The organism is Herbiconiux solani NBRC 106740 (genome assembly GCF_001571005.1).
GTDB classification, from domain to species: Bacteria; Actinomycetota; Actinomycetes; order Actinomycetales; family Microbacteriaceae; genus Herbiconiux; species Herbiconiux solani.
The window spans coordinates 97,436-113,350 of record NZ_BCST01000004.1; the positions used below are offsets into that span (position 1 = coordinate 97,436).

Below are 15,915 nucleotides of genomic sequence, written 5' to 3' on the forward strand. Positions count from 1 at the left end.
ACGGCCCGAAGGGACCGGTGGGGCTTCAGGAAGCCGCACCGGTCCCTTCGGCGTCGGTGTCGGCGTCGGGCTCGTGGTCGGCCTCGGCGTCGGACTCGGCCTCGACGTCGACGGAATCCGACCGCACGGTCCGGCCGCCGACCTCGATGAGGCCGCCGGAGAGGCGCCGGGTGAGCAGCCGGGATCCCTCGCCCTGGTCGATCAGCAGGTCACGGCCGAGCAGGTCGGTCAGGCGCACGGCGGCCGCTCCGGTGGCCTCGTCCTCCGCGACGCCGATCGTGGGGGCGAACATGCGGGACCGCACGTGACCCGCCTGCTCGTCGACCCAGGCCCAGGCATAGTGGTTGCCCTCGGTGAAGGACTCCGCCTCGAGCGCGTCGACGTCGGCCGGCGAGCCGAGCTCGTGCCAGGTGAACACCGGCGCCCAGTCGGCCCGGCCCGTGATCCAGGTCAGGCCGCCGTCGTAGCGCACGGCGACCTCCCCCGCCGCGACCCGGAGCGCGGTGACCGGGCTGCCCTGCTCGGCGAGCCACCACGCCGTTCCGACGCAGGGGTGGCCGGCGAAGGGAAGCTCGCGCGCGGGCGTGAAGATGCGGATGACGGCGGTACGAGGATGCGGCGTCGACCCCCCGTGCCCGCCCGAGCCGCCGCCCGGCTCCACGATCTCGTCGACGAACACGGTCTCGCTGAAGTCGAGCTCGGTGGCGATGCGCTGCTCCTGACCGCGCGTGGCCGCCGAACTGCGGATCAGACCGAGCGGGTTGCCGAAGCGGCCCTCGGAATCGGTGAACACGGACACGACCTCGACGGGGATGCGGGAACTCATCCCCCGAGTCTGGCCGGGAGGAGTGGGCGGCTCAAGGGGCCGATCGACGCTCGGTGGCCCGCCGCCGTCTCGCCGCGATCGTCCCTGCGACGGCGTCAGTCGTGCACCGCGATGTTCTGCGAGATCGACGTCCACTGCGGCGGGATCGTCATGTACTCGGTGTGCAGCCAGAACCGCTCGGATCCGCCACCCGGGGTCAGGTAGGCGCCGTGGATGCCGAAGGTCTCCGGGTCGAGGCAGCGCGCCTCCTCGCTCGAGATGGTCTCGACCGTGGAGGCGGCAGGGCTCGTCGGGGCCGTCGTCGCGGCAGGGGTGCCGATCGTCGCAGTCGCGGGATCCGTGGCCGTCGAAGGCGACGTCGACGCGGCGGCCACCGGGATGTCGGCGATGAAGCAGACCTGGTCGGCACGGGTCACGCCGACCCAGAACTCGGTTCCCTCGTATTCGGTGAGGAGGCGCATGCTCGACGGGATGAGGTCGGAGTCGACCCCGGCGAGAATCGGAGGGGTCTGACCGGAGGCCAGCAGCGTGCCGTCGTCGAGGTGCGCGAGCTTCGCCAGGGCGTCCGTCGGATGGGCGTTGGAGCAGCCGGAGAGCAGCAGCACGGCGGCGCCGGCCAGCACGAGGCCGAGGGCGGCCGGCAGGGCGGAACGCCGGGGCGACGGAACGGGATGCGTACCCATGCGGTCCTTTCGCGACGGATTGCCGGAGCGGCATACGACTTCGCTTCGACGATAGGGCACGAAAATGACCGTCTGCTCTGAGCGCTGTGTCCCTTGACAGCGACCCGCGGCAGCTACGCACGACACCGAACAGAGGACTGTCTGGGGTCAGTGGTTGGATGGAGGCATGAGCAGCCACTCGATCGACACCGCGACCTACATCGACGACCTCGCCGCGTTCATCCAGGCCTCGCCGTCGTCGTACCACGCCGCGGCCGAAGCGTCTCGGCGCCTGGAGGAGGCCGGGTCGACGCGGCTCGTCGAGACCGACGCCTGGCCCGCGGAGGCGGGCCGGTTCCACGTCGTGCGCGACGGCGCCGTGGTCGCGTGGGCGGTGCCGGCCGGGGCCACGGCGACGACGCCTTTCCGCATCCTGGGCGCACACACCGACTCCCCCGGGTTCAAGCTCAAGCCGAAGCCGACCATCGGCGGCAGCGGGTGGCTGCAGGCCGGGGTCGAGGTCTACGGCGGGCCGCTGCTCAACTCGTGGCTCGATCGCGAGCTCGAGCTCGCCGGGCGCATCGTGACGACCTCGGGCGACGAAGTGCTCGTGCGCACCGGGCCCTTCCTTCGCATCCCGCAGCTCGCCGTGCACCTCGACCGGCAGGTGAACGACGGGCTCACGCTCGACCGGCAGCGGCACACGGCGCCGGTGTTCGGGGTGGGCGAGGTGTCGCAGAACGATCTCGTGGGCATCCTCGCCGGGTTCGCGGGGCTCGGGGGCGGTGACGAGGTCGCCGGCTACGACATCCTGACCGCCGACACCAACCCGCCCGCGCGCTTCGGCCTCGACGAGAGCCTGTTCGCCGCGGGGCGGATGGACAATCTCACCTCGGTGCACGCCGGGTTGCTCGCCCTGATCGGTGCCGACGTGACGGGGTCTCACATCCCCGTCTTCGCGGCCTTCGATCACGAGGAGCTCGGGTCGGAGTCGCGTTCGGGTGCCAGCGGACCGTTCCTGGAAGAGGTGCTGACGCGGATCGCGTCGGGCCTCGGCGCGAGTACCGAGGAGCGGGCACGTGCGCTGGCGGCGTCGTGGTGCGTCTCGTCGGATGCGGGCCATTCGGTGCATCCGAACTACCCCGAGCGGCACGACCCCGCGAACCAGCCTCTGGCCGGACGCGGACCGCTGCTCAAGATCAACGCGAATCAGCGCTACACGACGGATGCGCACGGGGCCGCGCTCTGGGCTCGCGTCTGCGCGCTGGCCGGGGTGCCGTACCAGGAGTTCGTGTCGAACAACACGGTTCCCTGCGGCTCGACGATCGGGCCGCTCACGGCGACGCGGCTCGGCATTCGCACGGTCGACGTCGGGGCGACCCTGCTGTCGATGCACTCGGCCCGGGAGCTTGCGCACGTCGATGACCTCGTGGCGCTGTCGGCCGCGATCGGGGCGTTCTACTCGCCCGAGCTGAAGCTGTAGGAACTCGGGAACGTCAGCGGAACTCATCCGCGCTGCGGGCCAGGGCGGCAGCAGCACTGCGCCATCGCGCGTGCAGGAGCCAGGGGTCGTCGCCGCTCTCCTGCAGCCGGGCGACGTGCTCGAGCAGCTCGCCCTCGGCCGAGAACCACTCGCCGCCGAGGCGCAGTGTCGCGAACTCGGCGTGCCGGGCCTGTTCGAGGGTGCGACCGCCCCGCTCGAACGCGAGAAGCTCTTCGTGCCGCAGTTGCGCGAGCCGTGACCGCGGGTTCGACGACGTGCCGATCTTGATGCGGTCGCGCCAGCGCAGGTAGTAGACGACGTCGACCCGGCCGAGACCGGGTGTGCTGCTGTTGACCGTGACATCGCGGGCGGATGCTCGGTTGCGGCCCCGCTCGCCGGGCACGTCCCACACGCTGTCGCCCGGATCCGGATGCTCGCCGTGCCGCCACTCGCACACCGCGCACAGCCATCCCGACGGGTACTGCACCCCGAGCCTGGAACCGCAGGCGGGGCACGGCGACGGCAGCACGTCCGTGACGCCGACCTCCCCCACCATCCACTCGTACGCGGCCACGAGATGCTCCCGGCACAACCCCACCCCGGCTGCCGCCTCGACCTCCAGGCCGCACCGCCCGCTGCCGCCCGCGCCCGCCGCCCCGCACCCCTCGCGTCCGTCGCGTCCCTGACGATCACCCATCCGCTGCCGCCCTTCTCCCGTCCGCCACACGCTAATCGCGCCCACCGACACCCGGCCGCGCCAGACGGCCCTCGAGACGTCACTTGTGGTCGCTAAACCCCCTCTGAAGAGACAACAAGTGACGGCTCGAGGACCTTGGGAGGCGGGCGGGCGGGGGCGGGGGCGGGGGCGGGTGTCGGGGGTGGGAGGTAGCGTCGGGACGACGGTGGGAGGTGCGGAAGGAGGTGCCGGCGTGGCCGAGAACATCGGGGCGTGGTGGGAGCGGCGGCAGCGGTCGAAGGGGCGGGAGGTTCCGTATGCGGTGGGGACGTTCCGCGAGGAGTGGGCGTCGTTCCCGATGCTGATCCGCCAGTACCACCCCGACTTCAACCGCGGGATCACACTGACCCAGATCCCTCCCGCGGCCGAGGTCTACCTCGTCTGGCAGTGCGACACGGGCCACATCTTCGTCGCGACCCCCGAGGAGCAGCGGGCACGCCCTGCCGGACGCCGTCGCCGATCGGTGTGGTGTCCGGTCTGCCGCGACCTCGCCAACCCGCCCCGCATCCGCCCCGCGCCGCTCTCGCCCGTGCCCGCCGAGGCCCGTGTGCCTGCCGAAACTCGTGACCCTGACGAATCGCCGCGTTCCACCGAAGCTCGGCGCCCAGCCTCCACCCCCACCGCCCTGCAACTTCCGGGGCCTGTCGATGGCATGGCGCTCGACAGCGGGCCGATGGGTGCACAGCGCATCCGTCGCCCCGAATCGACACCCAGCGCGCCGCGCCGGCCTGCACGGGGACGGTCTGCATCCTCACGGAGCTCGGCGGCCGGCGAGGGCGGCCGGGCGGTGGGGACCGCGTTCTGGAGCGCGGTGGCACCGAAGCCGGCCTCGGCCGCCGAGGCTCTGCTGCGGCACAAGCTGGGGGAACGGCTCGAGGTCGACCTGCGTCCGAACGCCGTCGCGGTGGGGCGCCCGTTCCACGATCGACGCGAGGTCTGGCCCGATTTCGTGATCGACGAGCTGCGGGTGGCCGTGGAGTACGACACGGTGGGCCGGTTCGGGCTCGAGCACGTCGGCCCCCGGGAGGACTCCGATCGCGCGAAGGACAGGCTGTTGCGGGAGGCGGGGTGGGAGGTCGTGCGCATCCGGTGCCGGCCGCTCCGGCCGCTCGGGCGGTGGGACCTCGAGGCGCCCGGCTCCGGGGTGAACGACAAGCTGGTCGAGCGCCTGATCGAGCGTCTCGGTGAGATCCGGGGTGACCTCCTCGTGGCCGCCTACCGCCGTCCGCCCGGCCAGAGCCAGGAGTCGGTGCCGGCCGGACGGGGTGGCGGCGCGAGCGAGGCGTTTTAGGGTGGAAGGGTGGCGAAGAAGGAAGAATACGACCCGCGACTCGCCGCCGCGCGCTACCGCACGGGCGGCGACACCGGCGGCACCGGTGGCACGGATGACAACGAGACCGACGCCGGCGCCCCCACGATGGAGCAGCGGGCGCAGTTCGTCGAGATCCAGATCAGCCAGGCCATCCGCCGCGGCGACTTCGACGACCTGCCGGGCGCGGGCAAGCCCCTGCGCGATCTCGGGCGCACGCACGACCCGAACTGGTGGATCCGCCAGAAGATCGAACGCGAACGCCTCACCGGTCTCGGCCCGCCGGCCCTGACGCTCCGCACCGAGCACGTCGAGCTCGAGGGCAGGCTCGACAGCCTGCACACCGAGCAGGAGGTGCGCCAGACGCTCGACGACTTCAACCGCCGCGTCATCGAAGCCCGGCGTCAGCTGCAGGGCGGGCCGCCGGTGGTGACCCCGACCCGGGATGTCGACGCCGAGGTCGAAGGATGGCGCGACCGACGCGCGGCTCGCGCCCGCGCCGCCGCCGCAGAACGCGAGCGGGAGGCCGCCGCCCTCGCCGCGATGTCCCGCCGCGACCGCCGCCGCCTCCGCCGCGAGCAGGCCCGCGACCTCCGCGACCCCCGCCGCTGAGCGGGACGCGCCCTCGCATGCACCCCTAACGGGAAGCAGGCGCGCGACCTCCGCGACCCCCGCCGCTGACCGGCGAACGCCTACATCAACCCCTGCGCCGCCAGCTCCCACCGCAGCGCCGGCGCGATGTGCTTGGAGTACTCCGGCGTCATGTGCACCTGGTCGTATTTGACCGGCAGCGTCCCCGCGAAGGCCGGGCAGTACCCGCCGGCGCAGCTGAAGCCGAGCGACGAGACGAAGTGGTCACCGGACCCCGTGTTCTGGATGCCGAGCTGCGTGGCACCGGCGAAGTCGTTCCAGGCGCCGTCGACCGCGGCGTTGCAGTTCTGCGGGCTCGTCACCGGCGAGTAGCACGCACCGAGGTTGGCACCGAGGGGCGGCGGCGCGAGGTACACGATCCGGCCGCCGGCGTTGTACTTCGCGGTCTCCGCGAACGTCGAGGCGACGATGCTCGACGCCGAGAGCGGCCGCCGGTCGACCGCGTTGCCGAGCGCGAACGCGTTCGAGACCACCACCAGCTGCGGCGAGTCCGACGCGATGCGGGCCGCGATGTCGGCCTTCCGCTGCGGGCACGCATCCATCACGCCGTCGCCGTCGTTCTGGATGAGCGTGTCGGTGAACCGGCAGCCGTAGAGGCCGATGGTCGTCACCTTCCACTGCCCGCCGCTGGACTCGGCCAGCTCCTTGAAGGCCGGCGCGTAGGCCATGGCCGTGGAGTCGCCGACGAGGTACATGTGGTTGGGGGCGTCTCCGCTCCCCCAGGTGCAGCGCCCGAAGTCGGGCGTCGAGCCGACCTCGAAGCAGTCCTTCGCGGGATTGTGGCTCGAGGTGTCCGAGATGGCGGAATCCATCGAGGGCGAGAGGTTGCCGGGCCACGCGGTCGCCGAGGCCGCGGCCCAGAGATCGGCCTGCATCTGGTCCTCGGGATTGACCGGAGCACCGCCCGACCCGTCACCGCCCGACCCATCAGTACCACTCGAACCACCGGACCCGTCAGGAGCACCCCCCGACCCCGGCCCGTTCCCCGCCGCGACCGCCGCCGAATCCCCCGGCACCTGCAGCGCCAGCGGCCCGTCGCCGCGCAGCGAGATCTGCACGGTCACGACCGAGACGACGACGATCACCACGAGCCCCAGCCCCGAGAGCATGAACTGCGCGCCGAACCGGTCGCGCCAACCCTGCCACGCCTCCTGGCGAGCCGTTCGGTCGGCCTCCTGATCGCCCGTCTTCACCACGTGCGGGGTGCGGTGAAGCGGCTGCTCGATCAAGAAGTACGACACCAGCGACAGCGCCAGGGTGAGGCCCAGCACGATCAGGATCGACTGCAGCCCCTGATCCGGCAGCAGCACGGCCAGGAACACCAGAACCGGGAAGTGCCAGAGGTAGAGCGAGTACGAGATGTCGCCGACGAAGCTCGTCACGGGGTTCGCGATCGGCAGCAGGTAGCGCTGCGGCCCGCCCACCCCCGCCGCGACGACGAACGCGGTCGCGATCACCGGCAGCGCCGCCCACGGCCCGGGGAAGGACATCGTGTCGTCGATCAAGAAGAACGACCCGATGATGCCGGCGAGCCCCACCCAGCCGAGCACGACCCTGAGCCCGAACGGGATGCGCGCCAGCAGCGGTACCGCGGTCGCGAGCAGCGCCCCGAGCCCCAGCTCCCAGGCCCGGGTGAGGGTGGAGAAGTAGGCGACGGTCGGGCTGGTCTGGCTCTGCCACATCGCGAACCCGAACGAGGCCACGACGATCACGCCCATCACGATCGCGATGGCCGTGCGCCGGCGCTTCTCGCTCGCCTTCAGCCCTCCGACGGCGAGCAGCACGATCACGATCAGCGCCGGCCAGACCAGGTAGAACTGCTCCTCGACCGACAGCGACCAGAAGTGCTGCAGCGGCGACACCGCGTCGCCGGCGTGGAAGTAATCGGTCCCCTCGGCCGCGAACCGCCAGTTCGAGACCAGGAGGAAGGAGGCGATCGCGTCCTGCAGCGTCGACCAGAACCGCGGCTGGTTGAACACGAACCAGCCGGCGACCCCGACCGCGATCAGCACGGTGATCGACGCGGGGGCGATGCGGCGGATGCGGCGGCCGTAGAACGCACGCATCGAGGGACGGCCGTCGCGCGAACCGTCGCGCAGCAGCAGACCGGTGATCAGGAAGCCCGAGATCACGAAGAACACGTCGACCCCGACGAAGCCGCCCGAGGGCCAGCCGATCACGTGGTTGAGGATGACGGCGACCACCGCGACGGCCCGGAGACCCTGGATGTCGGCACGGGGGGCGGGTCGGAGAGCGGTGTCCGTCGTGTTCATGGCCTGGAGAGCTTAGCGCCCCCAGACGACATCCGTTGACGACGACGGGCGTCCCGGATGCCGGTCACGAGCATCCACCCCGCGTACCCGAACAGCAGCACCGCCGCGATCGGCACGATCACCCCGCGGGCGTCGCCGTTGACGGCCGAATTCACCCAGCCGAGCAGCGGCACGCTGTACCAGAGCGTGCCCACGATCTGCGGTTCGAGCACCGGCTTCTCGTCGGCGACCGCGTTGTTGTCGCCCTTGGTGACGAAGGTCACGCCGCCGTCGGCCGCCATCGTCTTCTCGATCACCCGGTGGCTGACCACCCCGGGCCGGCCGGACTCGAGCTGGTAGGTGAGCACATCGCCGATCCTGATGTCCTGGATAGCCGTCGGCTTCACGACCACGAGCGTGCCCGGCGGCAGACCGGGCTCCATCGACTGCGTCAGCACGGTGAGCGGCCGCCCGCCCACGAGCGCCGGCAGCACGATCGTGACCACGGCGAGGGCGAGGACGAGGACGAGCACGGCCGCGCTCGTCGCGATGCCGAGGTAGTGCCGCAGCGTCTTCTCGCCGGGCGTCGGCGCCTCGGATGCACGGGGTCGCCCCGCCGCCGCCCGGTGCCGTGCGGGCGTCTCGAGCGAGGCCGTCATCGCGTCCCCCTCCGCAGTCGCACGCCGGCAAGGGCCGAGAACCCGGCGACCAGGAGCACCGCGGCGCCCATCGAGATCAGCACCGCGGGAAGGCCGGTCGCCGCCATCCGCTCAGCTCGGCCGACCGTCGGGCCGGCCGTCTCCGGGAAGACCGGGAGCACGGATCCTCCCGAGCAATCCGCCGCCGGACCCGCGGATTCACCGGGATCGCGGAGGCCGGCGACGAGGTCGAAGCCGGCCACCGCATCCTGAGCGTCGAGTCCGCTCGCTGCCGGATCGAAGTAGACCGTGACCGTGAGCGCCATCGTCGCCCCGGGCTGCAGCACGGGCCCCGCGAACAGGAGGGCGCAGTCGGCGGCCTGCCCGATCGGAAGCGGCGCAGCCGCGATAGGCACCGACACGGTCGAGGTGCCCTCTCCCCCGTCGTCGCGCGCTCCGGCCGACACCAGCAGCCGGTCGGCGAAGACCGGGCTGGACGACCAGGCGTCGGTGCCGCTCAGCCGGAGGACCGCCGGGGTCTCCCCCGCATTCTTCACCCAGAGGGTCGAGGAGATCGTGTCGCCCGGCACGATCACCGGCGGGTGATCGAACAGCGGCTGGTCGAGCCCGTCGGCGAACCGGAACCCGTCGACGCTGACCTCGGCGCCGCCGGGCATCGGGGTCGCTGCGGTCGCCGTAGCGGGAACGCCGAGCACGCCGAACCCGATCGCACCCGCGACGACCGCACCTACGACGACCGCAGAGCCGAGGACAGCTGTCAGGCGCCCCGCGCCCCGGCCCCTCACGCCGGGCACCGCACGCTGAGCAGTGGGAGCAGGGCGGTCCGCAGATTCACCGTCACCCCGGGCGACGAGGTGCCCGAGAACGTCTCCTCGCTGGCGACGACCACCGGCACCGACGACAGAACTCCGGTCAGGCCCAGATCACCCGCCCCGATGGTGGTCGACACGGTCGGGGTCGCCTGATTCACGGTGCGGAACTTCGCCGTGGCCTTGGACCCCAGGTGCAATGTGTACGAGTTCGCATCGGCGACGGGTGCCCAGCTGAGGGTCACCGTGCCGGCGATCGTCAGGGTGCCGGGGTTCTCCGTGCAGGTGATGGTGCCCACATTCGGCACCTGGTACACCTTCTGCACGAAGGGCGCGGAGTCACCGCTCGTGACCCAGGCCGTCCCGACGCGGCCGGTGATGCGGATGACCGGCGACACGCTGAGCCCCTGCTGCGCCGCGACCGTCGTGTCGAGAGTGGTCGCCGCGCACACGGTGACCGAGCTCTGCGGCGCGACCGAGGTGAGCGTCGGCGGCAGCGGCAGGGCGGACGCCGAGAGCTTGACGGGTGCGGTGACCCCGGCCGACGGAGTCTGGGCGCAGCCCTGGCCCGCGCCGTCCCACAGCACGATCGAGATGTTTGCCGCCACCGGGGCGGTGTTGGCGGTCAGCGAGGCGGTGAGGGTGAGCGGCGTCGTGCCGGTGTTCGCGAAGATCATGCTGCCGCGCGCGATGTTCTGGGTCGAGGTCGCCGCGCCGGCGAACCGGTACGTGGTGGCGAGCCCGGTCTGCGACGCGGTGATCGAGGTGGTCGCGGAGGTGACGGTCGCGGTGAGCGGCTGGGCCGTCGCGGTCCAGTAGGCGGCCGCCCCCGCCGAGGAGGTGGCCGCGACGAACACGATCGTGAAGGCGGCCACGAAGGCGGCGAGCGGACCGCGGGATCGCTTACCGGCACGGTCGTCCCTGGTCACAACTGTCTCCCGTCGATCGTGAGGGTGAAGGCGGCGCTCCGGCCCTTCGCGGGATCCGGGGCGGTGGTCGGGATGGTCAGGCTCACGCAGACCACGGCCGTCGATCCCGCGGCCACCGTGACCGGCAGCTCACCAGCTGCCGCGGCGGAGACGAAGGTCCCGCTCCACGACGGCGTGAAGGGCGCGGCGCAGGTGGCCGCCGTGACAGCGGGGCCGGAGGTGACACCGACGGTGATCACGTTCGAGAGGGCATCCGCGGTGCCCGTGAGGGCGAGGCCGGTGACCCGCAGGCGGAGCGGGATCGACCCGGTGTTGGTGATCACCGCCGATCCGCGCGTGGTGCTGCCCGGGTACAGCGGCGAGGAGGCCAGCACGAGCCCGGAGGTCACGGCGATCGAGGCGCTGCCCGCCCGCAGTACGGCGGCGCCCCTCGCGGTGGCCTGTGAGTTGAGGGAGGCGTAGGTGCCTCCGGCCGCCGCGACGGCGAGCACGATTCCCGCGCCCGCCGCCGCAGCGGCCATCAGCAGTCGGCGCACGACGCCGGTCAGGGCTGGGCGGGGAAGGTCTGCGCCAGCGTCACGTTCATGTTGCTGAGGTTGACCGACCCGAGCTTGGCGTCGTTGTACTCGCCCTCGGCGCCGCGCGGGAACGCGATCGTCGCGGTGACCGTGACGACGCTCGTCACGCCGGTCGCGCCTGCCGTGATCGTGTACGGGCCGGTCCCGGTGACACCGGTGCCGCTCGCGGCGAGCACGGCGTTCTTGGTGAGGTACGACGCCAGACGCGTGTCCGCGGTCGCGGAGGTGCTGCCGGCGATCGACTGCGCGCCGAGCCCGAGCGTCGCCGTCAGGTGGTTGCCGACCGCGGTGACGGTGAGGTCGTCGGTGTAGGTGAGGGTGTCGCCGGGCACGATCTTGTAGGTGGCGATATTGATCGCAGACCCGGTCTGGTCCTTCCACACGCCTGCGGTGCCGTCGTTGACGACCTGCAGGTTGCCGGCCACGATGGTGCCACCGGAGACCTGTGCCTGGTCGTTCCAGTAAGCGAAGGTGCCGGCTCCTCCGAGCAGGAGGGCGATTCCGGCGGCCCCGGCGATGGCGCCCTTGGCGAGCTTGTTCATTCGTGTTCCTTTCGCGCCGGCGACCGGCGCAGTCCTGGCGACGACCGTCGCATGAGTGATGAACCGAGTGTCGCCAACCGGCCCCGCGGTGCGCCAGGATGCGCGGGCCGCTTGTCGCGCGGGTGACGGAAGGTGTCGCAACGGTGACGACGGCGACTACCGACACCTGCATCCGCGGCCCCGTTCATCCACGGCCGGCCCGCTCGGTAGTGCCTGCGGAGGGAGTACCGGAGCAGTACCGGGAACCCCGCCGCGCGGGCGGATGGCGACCTAGCGTGGTGACCAGATCACGCGGGCGGGCGGGGTCGGACAGGCGCACCGGTGGGTGTCGGGTCTCGGAGGTGGTGGGCATGGCCGGTCAGGATGCGGTGCTCACCCGCGGCCAGCTGATGGACCGTTTCGGAACCCGCTCGGCCTCGATCGGGTCGGTGACCGTCTCGATGACGGCGCTGCCGGCCGGTCCGCTGCTCCTGGCTCCGGCACCGGCTTCCGAGCCACGAGCGCTCGACCTCGTGCTGCCCGTCGACGCGCCCCTGGTCGTCCGTGACCGCACCGGGAACCAGCACCTCGTCGGGCGCCGTTCGCTCACCTGGCTGCCCGGGTGGCTGCCGGCCGGCCTCTACACCGCCTGCCCGGGCGAGGTGGCGTGGGTGCGGGTGCCGGACGTGCTGCTGGATGAGCGGACTGCTCTCGCGGCGCCCCTGCCGCCGGCTCCGGCGCCGGCGTCGGCGCTGATCGACCCGGTGCGCGCCTTCGTGCAGACCGCGGTCGCCGACGAGCTCGCGCTCGAGCCGATCGCCGCGCGACTGTTCGACGAGCTGCTGGTGGGGATGCTCGAGGCGCTCGTGCTCGAGGCCCGCGGGGTCGCGCCGCTCACCGGCGGGGTCCGGCCGCCGCTCCGCATGCAAGCCATCGCCCACATCTCGGCCTTCCGGGACAGCCCGGCCCTGTCACCGCAGCAGATCGCCCGAAGCCTCCGGATCTCGGTGCGGCAACTGCAGCGGGCGTTCGAGGAGGCCGGGACGACGGTGGCGGCCGAGATCCGGAGGCAACGGCTGGAGGCAGCGGTCGAGATGCTCACCGACGACCGCTTCGACGCGCTGTCGATCGCGGACGTCGCCGGACGGGCGGGCTTCCGCAACGACGCCGAGCTGCGCCGGGCCCTGGGTGCGGACGGCGGCACGACACCGTCGCAGTTGCGCGGGCGGCGCGTCCAGGTGGCCTGAGAAGCGGGGCGGTCAGGGGGGCAGGATGCCCGCCTGAGGCCGCGGGCCGCGGGCATTCCGTCGTCTCAGACCGTCTTCTTCAGCGCGCGCCGGGCGTCGTCCGCCAGCGAGAGCGCCCGGCGGGCCTGGTCGAGCGCCCGCTGGTAGAGCACGCCGTAGGTGAAGCCGCCCTCGCCGGCCGCTTCCGCGCGCGGAGCGGTGAGGAGCAGGTACTCGGCGAACAGCGCCGCATCGCGGTGCATGCCGAGCGCATCCTGCAGCTCCTCGGCGGTGTCGCCGAGCTCCTCCGCCCGGCCTCCGAGCACGGCGGCGGGGCCGTCGGTCGCGAACTCGGCCGCGTGTCGGAGGCGGCGGGCCGCCTTGCGCGACTCGTGCAGCGCACCGAGGGCCGTCGCCGCCTGCACGAGGTCGCCGCTCTCGCCCTCCTCGTCGCGGGCGGGACGGGCCCGGCCGGGCGCGACGGTGCGGGCGAGGGCACGGCGGGCGGTCTTGCGCAGGGTGCGCTCGGCCTCCTTCTTGGCGGCCTTGCGGGCGCTCGCCACCGCATCCTTCTTCGCGTTCTTCGCCTTCTTCGCGTTCTTGCCGGAGCTCTTCGCGCCCTTCTTGGGGCTCTTGCCGCTCTTCTGGCCGCTCGCGTCGCCCGCTCCTCCGCCCTCAGAGGCTCCGGCCCCGCCGGCCGCCGCCGGCGCCACGAACTCCTCGAGCGCGTCCAGCAACCGGAAGTACTGCGACCCGGACAGCACACCCACGAGCCGGGCGTGGGCCTCGTCGTGCTCCCGGGTCGGATCCTCGACCAGCCGGCGCCGCGCCGCCTCGTCGTCGACACCCCGCTCGGCCGCCAGCTCGTCCAGCGCGATCCGGGCCCAGTCGGCCCGCACCTCAAGGTCGCGCACCTCGCCGAGCACCGACCCGAGCAGCCCGAGGGCGTCACGCAGGTGCGCGACCTTCTCGGGGTCGAACAGCTTCCGGTGCACCGCGAGCAGGTTCTTCATTCGCCGCACGGTGGTGCGGGCGCGGTGCACCGCATCCGCCGCGTCGGCCCGCACGTCGGGATCGAGGGCGATCAGCCGCTCGACCAGCTCCGCGATGCCGGCCAGCACGATCCGGGTGCTCTCGGGCACGGCGCTGACATCAGCCGACCCCGCATCCACGGTCCCAGCACCCGCATCCGCCGCTCCCGCATCCCCCGCTCCCGCATCCGCTGACCCTGCCGGCACCGTGTCCGCACCCAACCCCGTGCGCCCGAGCGCCTGCGCGAGCTTCGACACGCTCGGTGAGACCGCGGCCCCGGCCGCGAGCAACTGCGTCTCCACCTCGTCGAGCAGCTGGGCCCGCTTCTCGGCGGTCTCGGGGGCGCCCGAACCGAGCTCGGCCTCCCACTCACGCCAGAGCGTCACGCGGCCGTGGCGGGCGTCGCTGCCCTCGACCGTGTCGTCCGAGAGCTCGACCACCACGGCCCCGTCGGCGTTCCGCAGCTCGGTCACCCTCCGGGTGGTGCGGATGCGCGCCAGCGGCGTGAGCGGACGGTCGCGCACGAGCACGCGAACCGCGTCGGCGACCTCGGTCGGCACCGAATCGCTCTCGCCGCCCTCGCCGAGCGGCCACTGCAGTTCGGTCCGACCCTCGTCGGCCGGCAGCTTGATGTGCCAGCCCTCGTCGTGACCGCCGCGGCGCCGCCGGAGCGCGATCCGGTGCCGCGCCAGTGCGAGCGTGTCGGTGTCGTAGTAGGTCGCCTCGAGCTCGAACGGCTCGAGGGGTGCGACCTCGGTCACGGGCGTCCCGGCGTCCACGCCGATCCCGCTGAGCGGCGGCAGCGCATGCCCGTCCTCGACGGCGTACTTGCGCTCGATCTCGACCTGGGACGTGTGACTGGGCTCGGTGGTCGTCATCGGTCCACTCTCCTCCTTACCGGCGCGTTCCGCTTCCCCACCGCGTGTCGGCGGAGGACACTGGGGCGATGTCTCCTCCTGTTCTCATTCTGGTCAGCCGGCCCGTCGTCGGCATGTCCGACGGGCGAACGGATGGCGACGACGGGTTCCGGCTCGCGGATGCAGGCGCCCCGCAGCTGAGCGTCTTCGACCTCGGCGTCACCCGCGGCGACGGCGTGTTCGAGACCGTGCTGGTCGAGGGCGGTCGCGCCACCGACGTCGACGCGCACCTGGCCCGCTTCGCCCGCTCGGCCCACCAGGTCGACCTGCCCGAACCCGACCACACCGTGTGGCGCGACGCGGTCGCCGCGGCCGTCGCCGCGCATCCACCGGTCGGTTCGCTGTCGGTCAAGCTCGTCCTCACCCGCGGCATCGAGGGCACCGGCGTGCCCACCGGCTGGGTCACGGCTCGCGAGGCGCCGGACTTCGCGGCGCTCCGCGTCGAGGGCGTGCGCGCGATCGTGCTCGACCGCGGCTACCGGCACGACGCGCCGGCGACCTCGCCCTGGCTCCTCCTCGGGGCGAAGACGCTCTCGTACCAGGTGAACGCCGCCGCCCTCCGCGAGGCCGCGCGCCGCGGAGCGGAGGAGGTCGTCTTCACCAGCTCGGACGGGTTCGTGCTCGAGGCCCCCACCTCGAGCGTCCTCATCCGCGAGGGCGGCCACATCAGCACCCCCTCGGCCGAGCTCGGGATCGTGCCGGGCACCACGCAGCGGCGCGCGTTCGAGTTCTTCCGGGACGAGGGCTTCGAGACCGAGGCGGTGCGGCTGCGCACCAGTTCGCTGCTCCGGGCCGACGCGATCTGGCTGGTCTCCAGCGTGCGGCAGGCCGTCCCGGTGACGGCGCTCGACGGCGAGCCGCTGACGGTCGACGCGCCGCTGACCGCACGGCTGAACCGCTTTCTGTCAGGCCGCTGAGCCGGCCTGATCCGCGACGCCGGTGCGCGTCACGTTCTTTCCCACCCAGTGGACGAGCGGGATGAGCACCTCGGCAAGCTCTCGGCCGAGCGGCGTCAGACTGTAGTCGACGCGCGGCGGCACCGTGCCCTTCGAGTCGCGCAGCACGAAGCCGTCGGCCTCGAAGGTCCGCAGGGTCTGCGCGAGCATCTTCTCGCTGATGCCATCGATGTAGCGGTGCAGCTGACCCCACCGCATCGGCTCCTCGGCGAGGGCGACCAGCACGAGGACTCCCCACTTGCTCGTCACGTGATCCAGCACCACGCGGCTCAGGCAGTTCGCCGCGAAGGGGTCGGGATCGGGCAGGAGTTCCCAGATACGATCAGCCATGCATCTAACTTACCAAAAAGTGGGTACCTCCCGTCGGGA

Annotated in this window: 16 protein-coding genes; 5 read left to right on the forward strand and 11 right to left on the reverse strand. The window is 72.4% G+C overall.

Annotated features, from left to right (window positions below; all coding sequences use genetic code 11):
- Positions 1-25: 25 nt before the first annotated feature.
- A complete protein-coding gene (locus HSO01S_RS08165; protein ID WP_084361465.1) occupies positions 26-826 on the reverse strand; it encodes a PhzF family phenazine biosynthesis protein in 801 nt (266 codons plus the stop codon).
- A 95-nt stretch (positions 827-921) separates the two neighbouring features.
- Entirely contained in the window at positions 922-1,509 is a 588-nt protein-coding gene (locus HSO01S_RS08170) for a hypothetical protein (protein ID WP_066040267.1), read from the reverse strand.
- 166 nt (positions 1,510-1,675) lie between these two features.
- Here HSO01S_RS08170 and HSO01S_RS08175 point away from each other — a divergent pair, with 166 nt between their 5' ends.
- Positions 1,676-2,971 carry a M18 family aminopeptidase gene (locus HSO01S_RS08175; protein WP_066040269.1) on the forward strand — a complete coding sequence of 432 codons (1,296 nt, stop codon included), beginning with the start codon at positions 1,676-1,678 and terminating at the stop codon, positions 2,969-2,971.
- A gap of 13 nt (positions 2,972-2,984) precedes the next feature.
- Here HSO01S_RS08175 and HSO01S_RS08180 read toward each other — a convergent pair whose 3' ends face one another.
- On the reverse strand, positions 2,985-3,668 hold the full coding sequence (locus HSO01S_RS08180; RefSeq protein WP_084361466.1) for a GIY-YIG nuclease family protein: 684 nt from the start codon (positions 3,666-3,668) through the stop codon (positions 2,985-2,987).
- Positions 3,669-3,900: 232 nt separating this feature from the next.
- On the opposite strand from HSO01S_RS08180, the gene HSO01S_RS08185 reads away from it, so the two are divergent.
- On the forward strand, positions 3,901-4,998 hold the full coding sequence (locus tag HSO01S_RS08185) for a putative endonuclease domain-containing protein (RefSeq protein ID WP_084361467.1): 1,098 nt from the start codon (positions 3,901-3,903) through the stop codon (positions 4,996-4,998).
- A 9-nt stretch (positions 4,999-5,007) separates the two neighbouring features.
- Positions 5,008-5,628, forward strand: coding sequence for a DnaJ family domain-containing protein (locus HSO01S_RS08190; RefSeq protein ID WP_066040271.1), 621 nt, complete (start codon positions 5,008-5,010; stop codon positions 5,626-5,628).
- Between the two features lie 80 nt (positions 5,629-5,708).
- Here the strand turns inward: HSO01S_RS08190 and HSO01S_RS08195 are convergent, their stop codons facing one another.
- From HSO01S_RS08195 to HSO01S_RS08220, 6 genes are read right to left on the reverse strand one after another with little or no spacing between them, the layout of a single operon-like run.
- On the reverse strand, positions 5,709-7,940 hold the full coding sequence (locus tag HSO01S_RS08195; RefSeq protein ID WP_066040273.1) for an acyltransferase family protein: 2,232 nt from the start codon (positions 7,938-7,940) through the stop codon (positions 5,709-5,711).
- Positions 7,937-8,578 (reverse strand): signal peptidase I, encoded by a 642-nt coding sequence (locus HSO01S_RS08200; RefSeq protein ID WP_084361468.1) that lies wholly within the window; start codon positions 8,576-8,578, stop codon positions 7,937-7,939. Before HSO01S_RS08200 ends, HSO01S_RS08195 begins: the two co-directional genes overlap by 4 nt.
- Positions 8,575-9,363 carry a hypothetical protein gene (locus tag HSO01S_RS08205; RefSeq protein ID WP_157078966.1) on the reverse strand — a complete coding sequence of 263 codons (789 nt, stop codon included), beginning with the start codon at positions 9,361-9,363 and terminating at the stop codon, positions 8,575-8,577. The genes HSO01S_RS08200 and HSO01S_RS08205 overlap by 4 nt, the downstream gene beginning before the upstream one ends.
- A complete protein-coding gene (locus HSO01S_RS08210; RefSeq protein ID WP_066040277.1) occupies positions 9,360-10,316 on the reverse strand; it encodes a hypothetical protein in 957 nt (318 codons plus the stop codon). Before HSO01S_RS08210 ends, HSO01S_RS08205 begins: the two co-directional genes overlap by 4 nt.
- Positions 10,313-10,852, reverse strand: coding sequence for a hypothetical protein (locus HSO01S_RS08215; protein WP_157078967.1), 540 nt, complete (start codon positions 10,850-10,852; stop codon positions 10,313-10,315). The genes HSO01S_RS08210 and HSO01S_RS08215 overlap by 4 nt, the downstream gene beginning before the upstream one ends.
- Positions 10,853-10,860: 8 nt before the next feature.
- The gene (locus tag HSO01S_RS08220; protein ID WP_066040282.1) at positions 10,861-11,436 is read right to left on the reverse strand and encodes an alternate-type signal peptide domain-containing protein; all 576 of its coding nucleotides are present in this window, start codon (positions 11,434-11,436) and stop codon (positions 10,861-10,863) included.
- Positions 11,437-11,786: 350 nt separating this feature from the next.
- On the opposite strand from HSO01S_RS08220, the gene HSO01S_RS08225 reads away from it, so the two are divergent.
- The gene (locus HSO01S_RS08225; RefSeq protein ID WP_066040283.1) at positions 11,787-12,662 is read left to right on the forward strand and encodes a helix-turn-helix domain-containing protein; all 876 of its coding nucleotides are present in this window, start codon (positions 11,787-11,789) and stop codon (positions 12,660-12,662) included.
- Positions 12,663-12,727: 65 nt separating this feature from the next.
- Here the strand turns inward: HSO01S_RS08225 and HSO01S_RS08230 are convergent, their stop codons facing one another.
- Positions 12,728-14,551 carry a CYTH and CHAD domain-containing protein gene (locus HSO01S_RS08230; protein ID WP_066040285.1) on the reverse strand — a complete coding sequence of 608 codons (1,824 nt, stop codon included), beginning with the start codon at positions 14,549-14,551 and terminating at the stop codon, positions 12,728-12,730.
- A gap of 68 nt (positions 14,552-14,619) precedes the next feature.
- Between HSO01S_RS08230 and HSO01S_RS08235 the strand changes: the two genes are divergently transcribed.
- The gene (locus tag HSO01S_RS08235) at positions 14,620-15,507 is read left to right on the forward strand and encodes an aminotransferase class IV (RefSeq protein ID WP_066040286.1); all 888 of its coding nucleotides are present in this window, start codon (positions 14,620-14,622) and stop codon (positions 15,505-15,507) included.
- On the opposite strand, the gene HSO01S_RS08240 is transcribed toward HSO01S_RS08235, so the two are convergent.
- Complete coding sequence (locus tag HSO01S_RS08240; protein ID WP_066040288.1) at positions 15,496-15,876, reverse strand: winged helix-turn-helix transcriptional regulator; 381 nt, start codon at positions 15,874-15,876, stop codon at positions 15,496-15,498. The two genes, HSO01S_RS08235 and HSO01S_RS08240, sit on opposite strands and share 12 nt — an antisense overlap.
- Positions 15,877-15,915: the final 39 nt, after the last annotated feature.